The 20,446-nt window shown below is 35.0% G+C and carries 22 protein-coding genes; 7 read left to right on the plus strand and 15 right to left on the minus strand.

Annotated features, from left to right (window positions below; translation table 11 throughout):
* Nucleotides 1–24 precede the first annotated feature (24 nt).
* Both MHB74_RS16660 and MHB74_RS16665 read left to right on the plus strand, forming a co-directional pair.
* Entirely contained in the window at nt 25–576 is a 552-nt protein-coding gene (locus tag MHB74_RS16660; RefSeq protein ID WP_061677659.1) for a DUF5823 family protein, read from the plus strand.
* A gap of 106 nt (nt 577–682) precedes the next feature.
* A complete protein-coding gene (locus MHB74_RS16665) occupies nt 683–1,111 on the plus strand; it encodes a cytidine deaminase (RefSeq protein WP_061677661.1) in 429 nt (142 codons plus the stop codon).
* A gap of 111 nt (nt 1,112–1,222) precedes the next feature.
* On the opposite strand, the gene bshB2 is transcribed toward MHB74_RS16665, so the two are convergent.
* Complete coding sequence (bshB2, locus tag MHB74_RS16670; protein ID WP_061677663.1) at nt 1,223–1,885, minus strand: bacillithiol biosynthesis deacetylase BshB2; 663 nt, start codon at nt 1,883–1,885, stop codon at nt 1,223–1,225.
* Between the two features lie 15 nt (nt 1,886–1,900).
* On the minus strand, nt 1,901–2,251 hold the full coding sequence (locus MHB74_RS16675; RefSeq protein WP_000407039.1) for a YojF family protein: 351 nt from the start codon (nt 2,249–2,251) through the stop codon (nt 1,901–1,903).
* A gap of 262 nt (nt 2,252–2,513) precedes the next feature.
* Here MHB74_RS16675 and MHB74_RS16680 point away from each other — a divergent pair, with 262 nt between their 5' ends.
* Nucleotides 2,514–3,839 carry an ArsB/NhaD family transporter gene (locus MHB74_RS16680; RefSeq protein ID WP_061677665.1) on the plus strand — a complete coding sequence of 442 codons (1,326 nt, stop codon included), beginning with the start codon at nt 2,514–2,516 and terminating at the stop codon, nt 3,837–3,839.
* 171 nt (nt 3,840–4,010) lie between these two features.
* On the opposite strand, the gene MHB74_RS16685 is transcribed toward MHB74_RS16680, so the two are convergent.
* From MHB74_RS16685 to MHB74_RS16705, 5 genes are all read right to left on the minus strand, one after another.
* The gene (locus MHB74_RS16685) at nt 4,011–4,238 is read right to left on the minus strand and encodes a hypothetical protein (RefSeq protein WP_001047302.1); all 228 of its coding nucleotides are present in this window, start codon (nt 4,236–4,238) and stop codon (nt 4,011–4,013) included.
* Nucleotides 4,239–4,337: 99 nt separating this feature from the next.
* A complete protein-coding gene (locus tag MHB74_RS16690) occupies nt 4,338–4,889 on the minus strand; it encodes a GNAT family N-acetyltransferase (RefSeq protein ID WP_061677666.1) in 552 nt (183 codons plus the stop codon).
* A gap of 213 nt (nt 4,890–5,102) precedes the next feature.
* On the minus strand, nt 5,103–6,011 hold the full coding sequence (locus MHB74_RS16695) for an iron-hydroxamate ABC transporter substrate-binding protein (protein ID WP_061677668.1): 909 nt from the start codon (nt 6,009–6,011) through the stop codon (nt 5,103–5,105).
* Between the two features lie 21 nt (nt 6,012–6,032).
* A complete protein-coding gene (locus tag MHB74_RS16700) occupies nt 6,033–7,049 on the minus strand; it encodes a FecCD family ABC transporter permease (protein ID WP_061677670.1) in 1,017 nt (338 codons plus the stop codon).
* Entirely contained in the window at nt 7,050–8,084 is a 1,035-nt protein-coding gene (locus tag MHB74_RS16705; RefSeq protein WP_061677671.1) for a FecCD family ABC transporter permease, read from the minus strand.
* Nucleotides 8,085–8,359: 275 nt separating this feature from the next.
* On the opposite strand from MHB74_RS16705, the gene MHB74_RS16710 reads away from it, so the two are divergent.
* A complete protein-coding gene (locus MHB74_RS16710; protein ID WP_061677673.1) occupies nt 8,360–9,124 on the plus strand; it encodes a DUF817 domain-containing protein in 765 nt (254 codons plus the stop codon).
* A gap of 87 nt (nt 9,125–9,211) precedes the next feature.
* Here MHB74_RS16710 and MHB74_RS16715 read toward each other — a convergent pair whose 3' ends face one another.
* Nucleotides 9,212–10,249, minus strand: a complete 1,038-nt coding sequence (locus MHB74_RS16715) for a DUF4003 domain-containing protein (protein ID WP_098375119.1) — start codon at nt 10,247–10,249, stop codon at nt 9,212–9,214.
* Between the two features lie 241 nt (nt 10,250–10,490).
* On the minus strand, nt 10,491–10,946 hold the full coding sequence (locus MHB74_RS16720; protein ID WP_061677676.1) for a DinB family protein: 456 nt from the start codon (nt 10,944–10,946) through the stop codon (nt 10,491–10,493).
* Nucleotides 10,947–11,151: 205 nt separating this feature from the next.
* Between MHB74_RS16720 and MHB74_RS16725 the strand changes: the two genes are divergently transcribed.
* Complete coding sequence (locus MHB74_RS16725) at nt 11,152–11,640, plus strand: DinB family protein (RefSeq protein WP_061677678.1); 489 nt, start codon at nt 11,152–11,154, stop codon at nt 11,638–11,640.
* 184 nt (nt 11,641–11,824) lie between these two features.
* The gene (locus MHB74_RS16730) at nt 11,825–12,361 is read left to right on the plus strand and encodes a GNAT family N-acetyltransferase (RefSeq protein ID WP_061677680.1); all 537 of its coding nucleotides are present in this window, start codon (nt 11,825–11,827) and stop codon (nt 12,359–12,361) included.
* A gap of 135 nt (nt 12,362–12,496) precedes the next feature.
* Here MHB74_RS16730 and MHB74_RS16735 read toward each other — a convergent pair whose 3' ends face one another.
* Complete coding sequence (locus MHB74_RS16735) at nt 12,497–13,390, minus strand: LysR family transcriptional regulator (protein WP_061677681.1); 894 nt, start codon at nt 13,388–13,390, stop codon at nt 12,497–12,499.
* A gap of 123 nt (nt 13,391–13,513) precedes the next feature.
* On the opposite strand from MHB74_RS16735, the gene MHB74_RS16740 reads away from it, so the two are divergent.
* Nucleotides 13,514–14,479, plus strand: coding sequence for a quinone oxidoreductase family protein (locus MHB74_RS16740; protein ID WP_061677682.1), 966 nt, complete (start codon nt 13,514–13,516; stop codon nt 14,477–14,479).
* Between the two features lie 176 nt (nt 14,480–14,655).
* On the opposite strand, the gene MHB74_RS16745 is transcribed toward MHB74_RS16740, so the two are convergent.
* From MHB74_RS16745 to MHB74_RS16765, 5 genes are all read right to left on the minus strand, one after another.
* Complete coding sequence (locus MHB74_RS16745; RefSeq protein WP_061677683.1) at nt 14,656–15,438, minus strand: putative protein N(5)-glutamine methyltransferase; 783 nt, start codon at nt 15,436–15,438, stop codon at nt 14,656–14,658.
* 251 nt (nt 15,439–15,689) lie between these two features.
* Nucleotides 15,690–16,400 carry a histidine phosphatase family protein gene (locus MHB74_RS16750; RefSeq protein ID WP_061677684.1) on the minus strand — a complete coding sequence of 237 codons (711 nt, stop codon included), beginning with the start codon at nt 16,398–16,400 and terminating at the stop codon, nt 15,690–15,692.
* 160 nt (nt 16,401–16,560) lie between these two features.
* Nucleotides 16,561–17,085: a GNAT family N-acetyltransferase gene (locus MHB74_RS16755; RefSeq protein ID WP_061677685.1), complete on the minus strand. Its 525-nt coding sequence runs from the start codon at nt 17,083–17,085 to the stop codon at nt 16,561–16,563.
* A gap of 6 nt (nt 17,086–17,091) precedes the next feature.
* Complete coding sequence (locus MHB74_RS16760; RefSeq protein ID WP_061677686.1) at nt 17,092–18,993, minus strand: endonuclease MutS2; 1,902 nt, start codon at nt 18,991–18,993, stop codon at nt 17,092–17,094.
* 454 nt (nt 18,994–19,447) lie between these two features.
* Nucleotides 19,448–20,167 carry a hypothetical protein gene (locus MHB74_RS16765; protein WP_061677687.1) on the minus strand — a complete coding sequence of 240 codons (720 nt, stop codon included), beginning with the start codon at nt 20,165–20,167 and terminating at the stop codon, nt 19,448–19,450.
* Nucleotides 20,168–20,446 lie beyond the last annotated feature (279 nt).

Consider the following 20,446-nt stretch of genomic DNA (forward strand, 5'->3'; position numbering starts at 1 on the left):
CTTACAAACAGGAGGCCTTTCGTAATGATTGAAATTTTAAAGACAGTAATAAATTTCCTGATCGCTCTATTCTCAGGAGAATTACCAATTGTATATTATGTGTGGATTATTACCCTGTTCCTAATTCAAATAAGCCAATCTACTCTGAATTATAAACTCTTTAACAAGAAAGATAATTTCAGCACTTATACATCAGAAGGATTACTTGCTTTTATTATTTTATTATTTGGAGGTATGTTAGTATCTAAGTTACTTGCTTACATAATAGACGATTCTACTATTAGTATGACCAATGTAACACATTATTTTATTTCTCTTATTATATTAACTATATTTGTCGTCATAAGCTGTCTTAAAGATTTTATAGAAACATCTATCAAAAATAAAAATGTGTCTCTTTTTAGCCTTTTAGTAGTTTCCTTAATAACAAGTATACTTTCATTCAAGTTTTTATCACCCTTAATCGAAGGTTCTTTTTCTCTTTCTAAATCTTTTATAACTACTTTAATCATTCTTGTAACTATATCAATTCCTCTATTAATTGCCTTAGAGGGAAAGTATGCAGATGAAAAATAATTCTTGCATTTATAGTTTGAAATTGAGTATCTATTCTTTTTTAGCCGTGTAACTAAAAAAATAACTGTCATTGAATCAAAATTTAAGCAGAAATGAGGAACTACAATTGAGCATTGAACAACAATTATATGATGCAGTGAAAAATTTAATTGAACAAAGGTATCCGCATAATTGGGGTGGAGCTGCAGCAATTCGTGTAGAAGATGGATCTATTTATACAAGTGTTGCCCCAGACGTAATAAACGCTTCAACAGAACTTTGTATGGAAACAGGTGCTATTTTAGAAGCACATAAATTTCATAAGAAAGTTACACATTCCATTTGTCTTGCAAGAGAAAATGAGCATTCTGAATTAAAAGTATTATCACCTTGTGGTGTATGCCAAGAACGTTTATTTTATTGGGGACCAGAAGTACTATGCGCCATTACAAATTCGAAACAAGATATCATTTTCAAACCGTTAAAAGAGTTGCAGCCATACCATTGGAGCGAAGCATATCATGATGAATTTACAAAAGAATGGAGTACACGATAAAGTGGAGGTTACTCTCAAATAGCGGAGAATAAAGATTATTCACTAAAAAAGCACCGTCACAAATGACGGTGCTTTTTCTATGTAAGAGCTACTAGAAGGTTCCCTTCTAGCCTACTCCCATTTATAAGTCCAAAATTGTTCAAGTTGCAGCCATTTTAATGTTGCTGCATCTTTGTTTTTGATTTTTACGTGTGTTTCTTCTAACATCGCTTCTGTTTGGGAACGATGCGCACCTAGTGCAGCTAATTTATGCTCGAATACTTCACTAATATTATTTACAACATCCGGCTCACCTAATACAGCTTCGCGATTTCTCGTAATCGCAACGGCATGAATGACTGGACGCTCTTCTTTTTGCATACGTGATACAGCACGAACAACTGCGCGGCCAAATGCATCATGATCTGGATGTACGCCGTGCTCTGGATAAAATGTAATAATTCGAGATGGATTTACTTCTTGAATGATTGCTTCAATTTTATCTGCAACGAAATTAACATCTTCAAATTCTAACGTTTTATCATGGAAACCAAGCATTCTTAAATCTTGAATTCCCATCGCTTCACATGCATCTTTTAATTCTTTTTCACGGATATTTGGGATCGTTTCACGGTTAGCGAATACATTTTTCCCCATGTTACGTCCCATTTGTCCTAAAGTACCGCACGCATACGTTACAGGTACTCCTTGATCTGTTAATAAGCGAATTGTTCCTCCCGCAGCAAATGCTTCATCATCTGGATGCGGAAATACAACAAGTACATGTCTCTCCATAAGTTTCCCTCCTTCTTACTTAAATGGTGTTAAGCTTAACTCAAGTGCAACTGCTAAGCGACCTTGATTATCATGCCCTGCAAGTAATAAACGCTCTTTATCGTCTACTTCCCAGTGCGTAATACCTTCTGCATATACCCAACCATGATCCATTTTCAAACCAACTCGGTATGGATTCGTTCCAGTAATCTTCCCGCGTTCAAAGCGAATAATTGCATTTCGAATGAATGCTCCAACTGTCATCATCTTTTCGTTAAAGTGTGACGCATACGCTCCGTTCGTTGTTTCTAAATGAATATATACATCTTTATTTACAAAACGTTCAATTTCATTTTGAATAAGAGAACTATCTTTTACTATTTCCATCGGAATTCACCTCTTTAAACCATTTTACGCAAAAATAATGTAAATTGCTATCTCTATATTAGAGGACAACGCCCACTTTTCCTAATAATTTGCACTGTGTTTTTTATATTTTTTATATCATATGTAAAAATCATATTTTTTCCTTCACTTTGTTAAATAGTTTTCTTTCTTTTTTGAATTTGCTACAATATATTTTATCCCGTATTTATGCAGCGAGATACATTTCGACAATTGAATACATACTTTAAAGAAGGTGACATGATTGGAACAATCAGCACATGAAGTAGCAAATTGGCAATATTATTTTGCAATTGCCGTATTTTTAATCACGTACGGATTTATTATTTCTGAGAAATTGAATCGTGCTGTAATTGCACTATTCGGCGCTGCTATTATGATTATTTTTGGAGTTGTAGATTTACATACCGCTTTCACATCACATATTCAATGGGAAACGATCACCCTTTTAATTGGGATGATGATTCTCGTACATATTACGAGTCAATCAGGCGTATTTGAATTTGTGGCCATTAAAGCGGCAAAAGCAGCTGGCGGAAAACCAATCCGCATTTTATTATTACTATCCCTATTAACTGCTGTCGGTTCTGCCTTTTTGGACAACGTAACAACCGTTTTACTAATCGTACCTGTTACACTGTCCATAACACGTATTTTAAAAGTAAACCCTGTTCCTTATTTGATTTCAGAAGTGCTATTTTCAAATATAGGCGGAACAGCAACATTAATTGGTGACCCACCGAACATTATGATTGGATCAGCAAATAAGCATTTAGATTTTAATGCCTTTTTACTGAACTTAGCTCCAATCGTAATTATTATTTCTATCGTTACACTCGGCATTATTTACTTTATGTATCGCAACAAACTAAAAACAACACCTGAGCAAATCGAAAAACTTATGATATTAAACGAAAAAGATTATATTAAAGATCAAAGCCTCCTTTTAAAATCGATCACGATTTTGGGACTAACTATTTTAGGCTTTATCCTTCATTCTGTTATTCATGTAGACGCTGCCGTTGTCGCAATGACAGGCGCTACACTTCTTATGCTAATTGGAGTAAAGGAACATGATATTGAAGATGTATTTGCCCACGTTGAATGGGTAACCATTTTCTTCTTCGCCGGACTATTCGTTCTCGTTGGCGGGTTAATTGATATCGGACTTATTTCTTCACTCGCAAAAGAAGTACTCGACGTGACAAATGGCGATATCGGTTTCGCTGCGATACTTATCTTGTGGGTATCAGGCATCGCATCTGCGACAATTGACAATATCCCCTTTGTCGCAACGATGATCCCGCTTATTCAAGATTTAGCTACAGGACTCGGACTATCTGTCGATTCTCCGCAAATCGAAGTACTATGGTGGGCGTTATCACTTGGAGCTTGCTTAGGAGGAAACGGAACATTAATCGGAGCATCCGCAAACGTAGTCGTTGCTGGTATTGCAAAACGTGAAGGACATGCTTTCTCGTATATGGACTTCTTAAAAATTGGCTTACCGTTAACTATCATTGCATTACTATTATCACATGCTTATATTTATTTACGTTATTTAATGTAAAAGTTGTAGTACGTGAAATTATATCGACGATTTTTAAAATATATCGATCGTTTCTTCAAATATATCAACGATTTTCTAATTATATCGACGATTCGACAGAGAATATCGACTTACCGACAAATAACGACAATGAAAAAGGTATGCAGCTCTACATTGCATACCTTTTTTCGTTCACCAAAATATACCGATAATTGCTAATCCACCTAATATCATACCACCAATTTGTCCAACGATTGCTGGTGATAATTGAACACCTTTTCTCACCTCAACAACCGGTCTTTCGTGCCTTAGCTGCTGCACTTCACTTTGAAGTTGATGTACACTTCCATGTAATTCTTTAATTAGTTCCTTTAATTCAGCGACTTCTTCATTTACTGGTTTTGCTTTTTCTAAATTCATTTTGCATAACTCCTTATAAATTCAATCAGTACACTGTAAATTTTCGCCAATTATCATTATATCTCCTGCATACTACATATATAATTTCGAATGTACTTTCTAACCTTGCAGCTCTATCCACTCATCCCGCAATATCCCCATAATGATACGATCAAAACACTTCCCATCCCTTTGAACTGCTTCTCTCATACAGCCTTCTATTTGAAAACCCATTTTTTTATACAACTCAATAGCAGCTTTATTATAAGAAATAACATCCAGACCGACGCGGTGCAAATTCAATTCATAGAAAGCATATTTTAAGATAAGATGGATCGCTTCTCTTCCATATCCTTTCCCTCTATCATTTGCATCTCCTATACCAATTGCTAATAAACCCGTTCTGTTATTCCACTCTATGCCATGAATTGCAACAAAACCAATTAAGCGATCATCTTGAACTGTCCTTAACATGAACGCGACACCATTCGATCTCCGGCCCTTTAATAGCCCATCACTCGCTATTTCCTGTAAAGATTGCGGGAATGCTACATCTGTATCGACGTTTCTTAAATATTCACTATCCTCTTGCCATATAACCATTACTTCAGCATCTGCTTCTCTAATAGCTGATAATTTAATCGTTTTATTTTGAAAAAGATTCATTGTTATTTCAAACTCCCCTTTTTTAATAACAGGGATAATTATTAGCCTATTTATCCCTTTATTCTATAAACTGCTTTATACATGGGATACTTACAATAAGCGCTGACATTGGCACATCTCCTCTACATTGAATTACATTCATTGTATAATTTTTTATTTATTCTAACAATAAAAAAAGACCCTCAAAATTTAGAGGATCTTCTTAACGACGAGTCAATATTATTTCGTAAACATTTTCTCCGCTTCATCCATTGCCATTTTGTTACCTAAAGCAGAATAGTCAAGCCATGGTTGGTCATTAATAATGTACACGTGCTTACCTTTAACTGCTTTTAAGTCTTTCCAAATTGGTGTTTCTTGAAGTTGTTTAAATGCAGATTTTGCCTTATCATCCCTGTTTACAACAACGAAAATAGCATCTGCATCAAAGTCAGGTAATACTTCTTGTGAAATGACTTCGAAAGGACGGTTTCCATCAATTTTCTCTACACCGTTTGCAGGTTGTAATCCTAAGTCTTGGAATAAAATTGGTCCCATCGGTCTTTTCGTACTAAATACACGTAATTCTTTTGCAGTAACACGAATTGCCATTACTTTTTCGTTATTACCTAATTCTTTATCTATTAAACTTTTTACTCGTTTTGATTGCTCTTCGTAATCTTGAATATATGTATCCGCTTCTTTCTCACGGTTTACAAGTTTACCAACTTGCTTTAACTGATCTCTCCACGTACCTTCATCTAAATTAAAAGAATGTGTTTTTGCAATTTTTTCGTATTTCGCTAAATCTTTGCCCGCGTATTTTTCATCCACATAAATGTCAGTTGGCTTCAATTGAAGTAATGCTTCCATATTCGGATCCGTTACAACACCAAGTTTCTTCGTATCTTTCAACTGCTCTTTTGCATGCGGTAAGAAATCTTTTAAATCTCCTCCAATAACAGAACCTACAGGTGTAATTCCTAATGCCAGTAAATTATTCGTTAAGTGAATGGACATAGAAGCGATTTTCGGATCATTACTTTTTTCAGTTTTTTTCGTTGCCTCTTCATTAGATTTCGTTTGACCACATGCTGCTAATACTAAAATACACATTATGCTAAATAAAATAGTAAGTTTCTTTTTCATATGTTCTCCTCTTTGAAGTATTTATTTTGTTTTTGTAAGTAAATAAAGAAAATAAGGTGCTCCTAAAGCTGCCACTACTACACCAGCTGGAATAGAATTTGGCTCGAATATAGAACGACCTATCGTATCTGCTAGCACTAAAATAATCATTCCGATAATGCCAGCTAGTGGAAGGAAATGTTGATAGGTAGTACCTACTAACTTTCTTGCAATATGCGGAGCAACTAAACCGATGAACCCAATCCCCCCTGCCATCGATACACTCGCGCAAGATAATCCAACCGCTGTAGCTAAAAGAAGTAACCGTTCTTTTTGAACAGAAACACCAAGTCCTGCTGCCACACTATCACCTAGTGACAATGCATTTAACGTTTTAGATTTTAGCCATGCATACGGGGTTAGTATGAAAATCCAAGGTAATAATGCTAGGACATGAATCCAATCCCTTCCCCACACGTTACCAACTAACCATCTAGAAGCGAATGTATATGTCTCATCATTTAATTTGAGGGAGAAAAATAACGAAATCGCACTAAAGCCAGCTGAAACAGCAATACCAACGAGAATAAGTCTAATAGGAAGTAAACCTTTTGATTGATCACTCGCAAGTATAATAATTAAAAATGCAGCTAGTGCTCCCCCGCCAAATGTAAATAAAGGTATTAAAATCGATGCATTCTCATTAATAGAATGAAAGAAAGTAACAAATATAATTAGCCCGAAAGATGCACCTGAATGTAATCCTAAAATACCAGGGTCTGCAAGTGCATTACGTGATAATCCTTGTAAAATCGCACCGGAAATCCCAAGCCCAATACCAGCTAACATTGTAATTATAATTCTTGGCATACGATAATCGTATAGCACTGTTGCACTCTCAAAATCACCATAACCGAAAAGTGTTTGAATTACTTTAAGTGGCGCTATGCTTAGTGTCCCTGTATTTAAACTAATTAAAATGACAGCGATACTAATACAACTAAAAATTGCAGTTACAGTAATAGCTCTCTTTTTATCAGTGTTCAAAAGTTCCTTCACTTATAGCTCCCTCCCAACTTTACGTGCTATATAGAGGAAGAACGGAACTCCAACAAGAGCTACCATAATTCCTATCGCAAGTTCTTTAGGAGGGTTTACTGTTCTTGCCCCTAAGTCAGCTAAAACTAATAACATAGCCCCTAGTAAAGCTGACATAGGAATAATGAGTCGATAATTCACACCAACTAATTTTCTAGCAATATGCGGAATAACAAGTCCTACAAATCCGATAGAACCAACAGCTGAAACAGATACACCTGCAAGAATGACTACTATAATCATCCCTAGTATTCTCGTTTGGTTCGTTTTTACTCCTAAATTCGTAGCGACGTCATCTCCCATTGATATGAGTGAAATAGACCGCCCTATCACTGTCGCAAAAAGAATGGTTATGAGAATAATAGGAACTAAAAATTCCAAGTGTTCCCACTTAACCCCTGCAACACCACCAGCGTACCAAAACGCTAAATCTTGACTTAAGTCATAATAAATCGCGACACCTGAACTTAACGAATGCAAAAGTGCGGCCATAACTGCCCCTGCAATCGTTAACCTCATCGGTGTTAACCCGCCTGATGTTGCTGACCCGATAATAAAAATGAGTACTGTACTTAAAACCGCTCCAATAAAGGAAACAATCATTAAATAGGAATATGGCATATGCGGGAAAAAGGCAAAACTAAGTGCAACTACAAACATCGCACCTGCATTTATCCCAAGCACACCTGCATCAGCTAATGGGTTTCGTGTTACTCCTTGCATAACTGCCCCTGCGACCGCAAAAGCTGCTCCTACCACTGCTGCTCCAATTACCCTAGGGAGCCTTAATTCATAAATAATTTGGTGCTGCGTTACTTTCGGATTATAATCAAAAACCGCTGTCCATACAGTTTGCAAATGGATATCCTTTGCACCGAACGCAATAGCTAAAAATATAGATCCGATTAAACATAAAATTGTTAAGATCATGAAACATATGAACTTAATATGTATCCAGCGATTATTGCCAGCATGTACAGCAAACTTATGTAACATGTTTCATTTCATCCTTTATATTCAGTTGTTTTTTATAATTATTTTTAATTTATAATCATTACTGATAATAATTATCATTTTCATTTAGATATTATATCCCCACTTTTTTGAAATAGCAAACTATTTTTTTACTTCGTTAAATATTAAAATACTTATTACAATTCCTTTCTAAAACTTACAAATACATGCAAAATAAACTACTGGCTTATTTTTTAAATTGTAGTATACTTAGTCATTATTTTGAGTTTTCTAACAAAAATATCGAAGGTGACACAATGTTCTACATAAAACAACTACTACACTTCACTTACGAGCAAGCATTATCTTGCTTATTCCCAGTTGTTATTTTCTTAACACTAGCCCTATCAAAAATCATTTCTATCCCAGGGTTATACCGCTACGATTTCATACTCATCGTATGTCTTCTTATGCAGTGGATTATGTACAAAACTGGACTTGAAACGAAAGACGAATTAAAAGTAATTACTGTCTTCCATCTCATCGGCCTTCTACTAGAAATATATAAAGTACATTTCGGTTCATGGAGTTATCCGGAAGAGGCATATTCAAAAGTTTTTGGAGTTCCGCTTTACAGTGGTTTTATGTATGCAAGTGTTGCCAGTTACATATGCCAAGCGTGGAGAAGATTGCATTTACAAATGCATCATTGGCCAAGGTCTATTTTTGCCGTACCGCTAGGAGCAATGATTTACTTTAATTTTTTCACACATCATTTTCTATATGACTTTAGATGGGTATTAACTTTACTATTATTCATCGTTTTCTTTCGGACATTTGTAGAATTTTCATTACGAGGCGTTACATATAAAATGCCACTCGTTCTCTCCTTTTTCCTTATCGGTTTCTTTATTTGGATTGCAGAGAACATCGCAACATTTTTCGGGGCATGGCAATATCCAAATCAACGGGAAGCATGGAATCTCGTTCACTTAAGCAAAATTAGCTCATGGTTTTTACTCGTTGTTATTAGCATTATGATTGTTACACAACTTAAACATTTGAAGGCGTCGAAAAGATAACGCTGATTATGTAAAAACAGGTAGCCCATAACTCATGAGAGAGTGATGGGCTACCTGTTTTACCGTCCTTATAAAAGGAGTTATAAATTATGAACTACTACTAGCTGAAGAGGTTGCTGCAGATGAAGCAGCAATCGTTGCCATCATAGCTGCCTGTTGTGCTTGTATGAGGACTTCTATCATAGTTTGTAAACCTGTATGGGTAGCTTTACTTTCCTCGCCTTTCTGACTTACGAACAGTTGAATAGCAATAAGAATATTCGCATCTGTATGCCAACGGAACAATTTCTCTCCCTTCAATTTTTCAATCAACGCTTTAATAGCATGAATCTCTTTTTCTCCATCCTCAAGTAACGCTATTAGCCCGATTGCTGGATAATGCATCTGTTTCACTTTTACCTTTTCTTGTTTTAACAACTTCCATATGTTTGCACATGTTGCAACTAACATTTCTTCACGGACATCCTTCTTTAGCGAAAGAATATGACTTAAAAATTGAAGGTCATTCCCTTTACGCAAACCTACTTCCGCTAGTTTCTCATACAGACGTTCTACACGGTCCATAAGTGTTTCTACATTCTCTGATTGTCCTGCTAATAAAACTGCGAGCGGATAATCATTTGTACCTGTAAGAAAAAGATGATCCTTTTTCATACGTTTATATACCTGCATCGAACGCTGAACGTGCGTGCCATGCTGTTCATTTTCTTCTGTTAAAAGCACAGCTGCTGCGAGATAAGTAAATATACTTCGGCTAAAACCACCAGCAACCAATTGTTCATATAAATCTAAAAACTTCCGAAAAGCTTTCTTATAATCTGTAAAGTGAATATCTAATGTTGCGGCCACCACAAAGCGATGATAAGACTTTAAGTATGAAAACATCCCTACTTGATTCTTAATATAACTACTAATTTCTAAAAAACGTCCAAGATCAAACAATTTATCACTACTTGCATACATAGCTGCAATCATCATTCCTGTTCGAGAATCACTCGTTTTCCATTTTAGTTCTCCCTTTAATTGTCCATATGTATGTGTGTATTGCTCTACCTTTTGTTCTAATGTAATCATAGTATTCACCCCTATTTCTAGTTCTTCTCTATTATTATACTTATATTTCATACAAGTTTTGCAACCTTATTTCTGTATTATCTTCAATATTTTTCTATTATGTAAAACAAAAAATAATAACTATTCCTACTCATAATCCCTTCAAGAAACTCAACGTCAAAAAGGATAGATAATAAATTATCTATCCTTTTTGTCTATATATACACCTGTATTGTAAAAAATAAGATTGTAACTACTTACACCTCAATTTTGACAAAACATCTGTACTTTCGTTTTTTAAATACAATTAGAACTAAAGAGCTTTAATAATACGCTCCATCGCCTTCATTTGTCCAATATGATCAGCTTCATGATAAAGCATCATGCCGTAAAGCTCCCCTACTGTTTCCAATCCTAGGAATGGCTCTGGCAGTTTATTTTCAAACGCTTCTGCTGGAATTTCGTTAATACGTTTTGCTTGTTCTTTTAATTGAGCCGCTAACACTTCTAATGACGGCCCCGCTGTTTTCCATTTAGATGGTCTTGATCCATACCCAAACATACCTGGATATTCAGTCGGTAATTGTTTGAATTCTTTTCCAAACATGAAAACTTCTGCTGCCGTTAACACATGACCGATATGCCAGCGAATTGTATTGTTAAAACCCTCTGGCTGTGTATCTACAGTTTTATCGTCTAGCTTCTCCATAAATTTAAGCAATTCCCCACGCGTTATTTCAAATTGTTTTAAGCCAACTAGTCTATTCATTTAATCGTTCTCCTTCTTCATGTACCATTTATTATGAACTAAGAATGTTCAATTTATTAAAGTTTCACCTTGTTTAATCTATCAGAAACAATGAAGAAATACATCTAATATGCTTAGTAAAAATAATAAAAAGGTTCACCTCTCGTACATATAGAATTACTTACTACACAAATAGTTTAGTAAATAATAGAGGAGTGTCAATTTCATGTTACATATTTTAAAACAGCAATATAATCTTATTAGCTCTACAAGAGAAACTCTATTTTCGTTTTTGGAAGAAATCCCACTAGAAAAATTACATAGCACTGTTCCAAATTTCGGGAGCGGTAGCATTATAAAGACGCATATTCATGTAGCCGATTGCTATCGATACTGGCTTGGATCGTTCGCATTCAAACAAAAACGAGCAGATTTTTCATTTGCTAGTGATTATGAAATTGAGCATGCAGATATCACGAAAGTCCGTGCTAGATTTAAGTTAGTAGATGAGACTGTACAACGTTTTTTAGATGAATACAATGACCGCTGGCTCGAAAATATAGCAAATGAAGTGAAATGGCGAAAAGAACCTTGGAGTACAACACCACTATGGCTTTTAACTCATACTGAGACACATGAATTTCATCATAAAGGACAAATTGTATCAATGGCTCGTCACCTTGGGTACAATCCTCCTGATACAGACCTTAGTTAATTCGATTATTAAAAAACTTGTTGATATATTTTGTTGTGTATAAAACTTTTATCATTCATTTTAGGTATACCATATCATTATAAAATTCATGTAACATTAAAGTAAGACTCATACTTTTCAAACAATACAACTCTTATCAAAAATATTTAGATACTCTATCACAAACCTTAAGGAGAAATTTATAATGAGATTAGAGAGTGAAAGAATTTATTTAAGGCCCCTTTGTGAACTAGATGCACCCATTATATTAGAAAGTACAATGGATGAAGAAATAAGATATATGACTGGAACCAAGTCTACTTTTTCATTGGAGCAAATTAAAGCACATATAGATCATATCAATAATGATTCAAGTCGCTATGATTTCGCTATTTGTTTAAAAAGCACTGATGAAATGATTGGAGAGTTGTCGATTTTAGATATCGAAGAGGAGAACAAAAGAGCAGTATTCAGAATATCAATGCTTTCCATAGCATTAACAGGACAAGAATATGGAACTGAAGCTATTACAATTGTTTTAAAATTTGTTTTTGAACAACTATATTTAAATCGGTTACAGTTAGAAGTATTTAACCATAATTTACGCGGAATTAGAGCTTACGAAAAGGTTGGGTTTGTAAAAGAAGGAACCTTACGTCAATCTTTATTTTATAACGATACGTACTCGGATGAAATTATTATGGCGATACTTAAAAGTGATTATAAAGATATGCCCTTGTAAATGAATCTTCTTAAACTATTAACAACTTGAAAGAGCCTTACCACAATAAAATGTAGTAAGGCTCTCTCATTTTCATATCAAAATCAAATAACAATCCTAACTCTTTTATACTAATATTAATACCCATTTCTCCACTTAATCCGTCGTAAAAAACTCCCTCGTCACATCAATAAATTGTTGCAGTGGCACTGTCATCCATTTATCTTTATGCCAAGCAATTTGTGTATAAATCGGTGAAATTGCATTTTCTACACGTAACTCTTTTATCGTCCCTTCTCTTATATCTTTTTCTACTACTATCGCTGGTAAAACAGCTATTCCTAAATCTGCAATAACACATTGTTTAATCGCCTCGACACTAACGAACTCAATCTTATTTGCTGGATACACATCTTCTGTACGAAATAGCTCTTCAAATAAAGTTCGATACGAGCAACCGAGTTCTGTTAACAAAAGTGTTTCCCTTTCTAAATCTTTTATAGAAACGGAAGTTTGCTCGAGTAAATAATGCCCTGAAGCAGCTACTACTTTTAACTCTTCTTTCATAAGCGGCTCCACATGTAAAGCATCTTCTGTTTTACATTCGTCCAAAATAAAGGCAAGATCGACTTTTCCCTCCATCAATTGTTCCTTCGCATCTTTATTGGAATGTGCTGGTTTAAATATAAGCTTTATTTGAGGAAATTGTGCTTTAAACCTCTTTAATATAGATGGCAGCCTATATGTACATTGACTCTCTTGCGCACCAATTATTAACGTACCTGCTATTTCCTCATCATCTTTCACAGCCATTTTCGCTTCGTTACTGAGTGCAATCATCTTGTCGGCATATAGTTGAAACTTTTTGCCTGCTTCAGTTAAAAAAAGACGTTTTCCTAATCTTTCAAATAACGGCGTACCTAACTCAGCTTCTAACGTTTTAATTTGCGCCGTTACGCTCGATTGAGCAAAGTTTAATTTCTTCGCAGTTTGCGTAAAATTCAAAGTGTCTGCCGCTACTTTAAATGTAATTAATTGTTTTATCTCCATTTATCATCCCTCTTTTCAATCGATATTTCCGATTGATTCCATCGAAATAATCCTCTTTGTCTATTGATATTTGTATTGTATGATAAAGAGCATCGACAAACAATAAAAATGGAGGTATTCCATATGAAGGCACTTTACTTCGAACAATTTGGAAGTCCAGATGTACTACAATATAAAGAAATACATGATCCAATCATAAATCCAAATGAAATTCTTATCCGTACGAAAGCAATCGGTTTAAATTTCGCTGATATTTATAGACGCCGCGGTGATTATCATCTCGCTGGCAATCCGCCGTATGTATTAGGCTATGAAGGAGCTGGTATTGTTGAAAAAGTAGGAGCTGACGTTACTACGATCAGCCCCGGAGATCGCATTGCATTTGCTGACGTTCCATTTGCAAATGCAGAGCTAGTTGCTGCTCCATCTGAAAAGGCAATTAAGCTTCCAGATGCTATCTCTTTTGAAACAGCCGCTTCTGTCTTATTGCAAGGTCTAACAGCACATTATTTAACGAACGATAGCTATCAAATAAAACAAGGTGATATAGCTTTAGTACATGCTGCAGCTGGTGGTGTTGGACAACTTCTTATTCAAATAATTAAACTACTAGGCGGAAAAGTAATCGGCCTCACGTCATCAAAAGAAAAAGCACAAATAGCTACATTAGCTGGTGCTGATCACGTATTTTTATATACGGAAACATGGCCTGCGAAAGTACTTGAAATAACAAACGGTGATGGAGTAAATGTTGTATATGAATCAGTAGGTTCTACGTTAGAGGAAAGTTTTAGCACAACTAAAACTGGTGGTACTGTCGTATTTTACGGAATGGCCGGCGGTAATCCTGCGCCCGTTGATCCGCGTATGCTTATGGATACTTCGAAAACTTTAACCGGCGGAGACCTTTGGAACGTGCTTACATCTTATGAAGAGAGAAAAGAACGCTCCTCTCAATTATTCGAATGGATTATGGCCGAGAAAGTAAAAATTGCAAATCCTACTACATTCTCTTTAGAAGACGGTGCCCGTGCCCATGAATTATTAGAGAGCAGAAAAAGTACAGGGAAGATTTTATTAATCCCTTAATCGTTACCACTTAAAAAGGAAGTTAAATTCGATTTTATCAAGACCTGAATTGAAAACAGTTAATAAATGAAAGGACATAACATATGTTATGTCCTTTCTTCTTCAAATAACAGGTCCGTGTAAATTTGGAATAAATTTTGTGCTCATTTGTAAATAAAACTACGTACTAATTTATGCTAAAAACGAGAATTCACTCCTATAACGACAGTAGCGTCTAGTTCCTCATCTCTAACCAATTTCGGAGTAAGCCCAGCATCAGCAAAAATTGCAAAGGTCTGAGTTGCCTGCATTTCACTCGTCTCTATTAAAAGATGACCTCCCGGTGCTAGCCAGAGAAATGCTTCTTTTGCTACTCTCCGCTGAATGTGAAGTCCATCCTCTCCCCCGTCAAGCGCTATCTTTGGTTCATGTAGGCGAGCTTCCTGTGGGAGCAGCTTTATTGCCTTGGTAGGAACATATGGTACGTTTGCAACTAAGGTATTCACACGACCTTTAAGTGAATGAGGCAAAGCATTATACAAGTCACCTTCAAAAACATGTCCACCGAAATTTGTTACGTTGCGGCTTGCACATCGTACTGCGACAGGGTCAATATCAACAGAATACAATTCAACTCGTCCTAAAGCTTCCACCAGAGCTACACCCACAGCCCCTGACCCGCAACATAGATCAACGACGATATCATCAAAACATGACAGAGCTTTTGCCTGGTGAACAAGAAACTCTGTACGTTGACGAGGCACGAAAACACCTCGGTCCACTTCTATCCGCAATCCACAGAATGCCGCGTATCCCACAACATATTCAAGTGGTAAACCATCGGCTCGCATTTCCACCATTTTCTTTAAGTCCTCTGGGGTTTGTGCTTCTGACATAAGTAACCGGGTCTCATCTTCTGCGAAAACACACCCCGCTCTCTGAAGCCTGTTAATGATATATTTTTTCGTTTTATTTTCCAAAAAGAAATTAAATTCTCTTCCTATTTATCTCACCACTTTTTCTTATTTATAACCCTGTATTCGTTAAAAATTGGAGATATCCTTTTTAACAAAATGGCCTTATTCAATTAAATGATCCAATTGTTGAACAAAGAAACACTCTACATAATGGATATTTTCGCCAAAATACCCCAACCTAATTTTATAAATATAAATAAGAAAAGGAAGCTAGATTTTCTAGCCTCCTTTTCTTATTTATATTTGAGATTTAATTATATTCCCACACTTTCTTTCCCTTTTGCAACATAACTCATATCTCCAACAGACTCGACGATATATTCCCCGTCTTTATATAAAATTTTCGTTACACTTGCATTCTCTACTCCAAGTTTTGTTTTACTACTGTCTATCATTTCAATTAATGCAGTAATCAAAAGCCCATGAACAACAACTAAAACGTTGCCGCCTCCATTTGCAGCAGCTTCTTCACTAATTTTATCAATCTCTGCTTTTATACGAGTAGAAAATAATTCCCAATCTTCCGCCTCTTTCGTTGGATCTGCTGCTCTAATCAGATTAATCACTTCTTGAATAGAAAACTTCATGAGTTCCTCTGGTGATGTAACACCCGCAGCTTTTCCAACCACATCCCACATATTTTCAAGCTTTTCACCTTCAAAAATACCAAAATTTAATTCTCGTAAATTTTTTCTTTGCTCTAGTTTCAATTTTGATTGCTCACTATATTTTAATACTAAATTAGCAGTTTCAATCGCTCGGCCGCTATCACTACTATACGCATTCGCAAAATGAACATCTTTTAATCCTGTTCCTAAATTAGTGGCAACTTCCACACCTTTTTCTACTAATGGAGAGTCTGCCCAACCTTGCGCGCGATGATTCGTATTTAATATTGTTTTACCGTGTCTTGTAACATATAACGTAACTACATTCTCATTGCTATCTGTTTCTCGATTCTTCATTCTCTTCTCTCCCTTTACATTGCTATATCAATTTTACCATCTTAATTATTCATTGAGCAAAATATACGTAAGTGAATTTTCTTAATAAAAAAAGCTATCTTTCTGTATATCTCTACAAAAAGATAGCATCTTTTATGATTACATTCCTTAGCTGATATTCCTACTCAGCAAACGCACTCGAATACTGAACAATTCCTTCTACACCTTCAAGAGCATTCTCCCTTAATTCCACCACCATAAACACCTCTTCAGGCACTTCAAATGGTGCTTTTATATTCCACTCACTTGCTTTCTTAAAACCAAATTTCGGATAATACTCTGGATGTCCTAACACTACAACCGATCCGTATCCAAGTTCTATCGCTTTTTCTAACGCAGCTCCAATCAGTTTTCCGCCAATTCCTTTTTTCTGATGGCCCCTAGCAACTGAAACTGGTGCAAGTGCTAATGATTCTACAGAAGTTCCATCCTGTTCTATCGTAATTTTGGATAACATAATGTGACCAACGATTTCCTCATCTACTGCAACGATTGATAGTTGAGGAATAAACGCGTCACATTCTCTAATACGTTTTACAAGTTTATGTTCTGTTTTATCACTAAATTCCTCATGTAAAAATGCTTGTTGTACCACTGCTTCTGTTTTTCTATAATCGTTTTTTTGCTCTTGTCTAATCGTTACCATTCTAACTTATCCTCTATTCTTTCTTATTTCTTTTTGGATTTTACGAAGCGCTTTTTTCGATCCGCGCTCTATATCATGTTGCAGTTTTCTTTCTTTATAATCGACAAATAGTGTATTTAAATCATATCCCTCTGGATATAATTCCTTCGCCGCTACCTCTAAAGTAATACGTTTTACGTTTACTTCAACGAATTCACCGTTATAATATACAACGACATTATAGAAATTATCTATTTCCTTATAGATGATACCAAAATCATCATAATCTAATAAATTCACACGATCGCCGATTTTGTACTCGTAATGGTTTTCTCTTTTTTCCTGCACAAATTTTGGTTTTCTAATTTTACTTTCATTCAGTTTTTCTAAAGTATATTCTTTATTTTCCATATACGCTTTCGCTCTTTGCAGTACACGCTCTCTTACGTTCATTTTATTCGCAATCCAAAGCGCATTACTTTCACCTGATTTACCGATTACTAATTTATAAAGTGGTTCTAGTGTCTCACTATTAAATTGCATTGCTGCATTCATAAAATCATCGTGCATTTCTGAAAATCGTTTAATTTCACCGTAATGCGTACTCGCAACTGTAATACATCCTGCAAGATAAAACTCCTCTAAAATAGAAATTGCAAGTGCTGCCCCTTCATTCGGTTCAGTCCCACTTCCTATTTCATCAAATAGTAGCAACGTATTATTATTTGACATCCTCATAATCTCAGATAAATTTTTCATATGAGATGAAAATGTACTTAGTGCGTTTTCGATACTTTGATTATCACCAATATCTACAAATACATTTTCAAAAATAGCAATTTCTGTTTCTTTATCTCCAGCAATATGCAAGCCTGACATTGTCGCTAAAGTTAACAATCCAATTGTTTTTAGCACAATTGTTTTCCCGCCCGCATTTGGTCCGGTAATAATTAAACTACGGTAGTTTTGACCGATTTCAAAGTGTAACGGTACTACTTTCCCACTTAAAAGCGGATGCTTACAATTTACTAAATGAATGTAGCCATGATCATTTAACTTCGGCTCTATTCCATCAATCGATTTACTAAACTTCGCTTTCGCAAATACCATATCATATTGACTAATCAATTCCATATTAATTTTTATATGATAAATATTTTCTACTACCATCCCTGATAACGTCGCTAAAATCTGATACTCTTCCATCGCTTCTTCTGCTTTCAAACTTGCGAGTTCCGCATTTAACTTTGTCACCGTATGCGGTTCTATAAATACAGTAGAACCTTTAGCAGACGCTTCAACTATACTTCCCGCAACTTGATTTTTATAAGAAGATTTAATTGGAATCGTATACCTATCATCCTTCTTACTAATAAAGAATTCTTGAATATACTTCTTATTTACACTACTATTTAAAAACTTGGTTAAACGTTCTTTTATTTTTCCATCTACCGAATCAATGTTATTGCGAATTCGTTTTAACTCTTTACTCGCAGCTGCATCAATACTATTGCCTTTAATGGAAAAGTTGATTTCCTCTTCAATACTTTTATATTCAGTCATTGAATTTGCATATGAAGCTAATACTGGCGCAAAAAACTCTTTATCTAACATAAACTTTTTAATCTTTCTACAGCCGCGTAAAAAGTCTGAAACACTTACTAACTCTTCAGGGTCTAAAATCATCCCTTTTTCTAATTTTTGAATTGTACTTGCGATATTTGAAATACCGAAGAAAGGAACATGCCCTTCTGCATCTACTATAGCTCGAGCTTCTGTCGTTTCATTCAAGCGATTCCTCACTACTTTTATACTCGTACTCGGCTCTAATTTATTTAATAATTCCTTACCTAATCCACTGACACAATATGATTTCACTATTTCCTTTAATTCGTTATATTGTAACTTTTCAAAAGTCATCGTATTCATTTTGTTTCTCCTCACTATGATTGATTTCTATCATCAATGAAGATACCTACTCATTAGATTCCAATGAGCCCTACATGATTCAATTACCATTTTTATACATTAAGAAAATATACAAAAAAGCTGCGGGGATACCGCAGCTTTTACATTTACAAGGCATGTGTAATAACATATGAGGAAATAAGCCATAAAAAACGGATGGCAATCCTCCTATTACACGCTTTATAAAGTATTGTAGGTATCTTCATAGGTATCGAAATAAATCCATGACAAATTTAGGGGTATGCTATACATAAAAATCCCCTGGTCTTATCCGATTTATTTCATTAAATTTTTCCTATTTAGTACCTACCGCACTCACAAAAAAGCACCTCTCATTAATTTATATTATAGCCATTGAAATCTAATTTACTGAAATCATCATACTATATGTTTTGTGAGAAGTAAAGGTGTCAGGCTATACCCTTGCAGATTGTAAAACTTTCATATAATCTCCCTTTTTCTCAAGAGTCTTTTTCGCATCTTCAGCCGTTACTATATAATCTACTGCAATATGTTGTAATACACCCTTATCAACATTTGGCAACTGAATCGTTATATCATCCACACTACTCTTACTATCTTCAATCGTTTTATTAAATTCCTGAATACTTCTTGCAAGCTCCGCTAATGTTTCCATATGTACAGAATTGTTTACATCTAAAACAGTACTACTTCTGAAAACCGCCGTAACATAATGCTTCGGATGCTTCTTCGATATTTTTTTCTCTTCATCCTTGCCGAAAATAATATCTCCTGTCTGCATTCGATCGAAAGTAAGTATAGTATTATTCCTTTTTTCTTCATAATATGTATTGAACCTTTCTCGTAAATCGTTCGCTCCTTTTTTTATTTTATAATTATCATTCTCTACCTTTGGAGAGGTTCGTCCATCGAACCATATTTGAAATTGTAAATATGGTTCATCTACTTGCTGTACATAAGCTATTCGTCTGTTTGGACCTAAAAAATCCTTACCTTGGTCGGCTATTTCAATTCGATCTAGTTTTACAGAAATACCATGCTCCGATTTTGTATAACTTTGTGCTTTTTGTTCCATTTCTTCATCCGATATATCACATGATGTTAATAGTAATAAACTAAACATTATGCTATATTTCATTATTGTTCTTTTCATATTGCCTCTCCTTTTGCTACTACTTCCTATACAGAAATGTCCTTATCGATTTTAAATTATGATGTATATAAAGAACTTCTTTCCATAACCATAAGTGTAAAAACACCCATTTGTTATCACTTTACACTAATAGTGTAATTTTACACTAAATTCATTTTACCGTAAAGCAAATATAATATCTATTTAAATCATGTTAGAAATATACTAATTAGTTCTATAGCACTCACAGTACATTTTTTATTATTACGAAAAACAATATATAAATCTTTTATATTTAAC

Source organism: Bacillus sp. FSL K6-0069, assembly GCF_038007785.1.
GTDB lineage: Bacteria > Bacillota > Bacilli > Bacillales > Bacillaceae_G > Bacillus_A > Bacillus_A mobilis.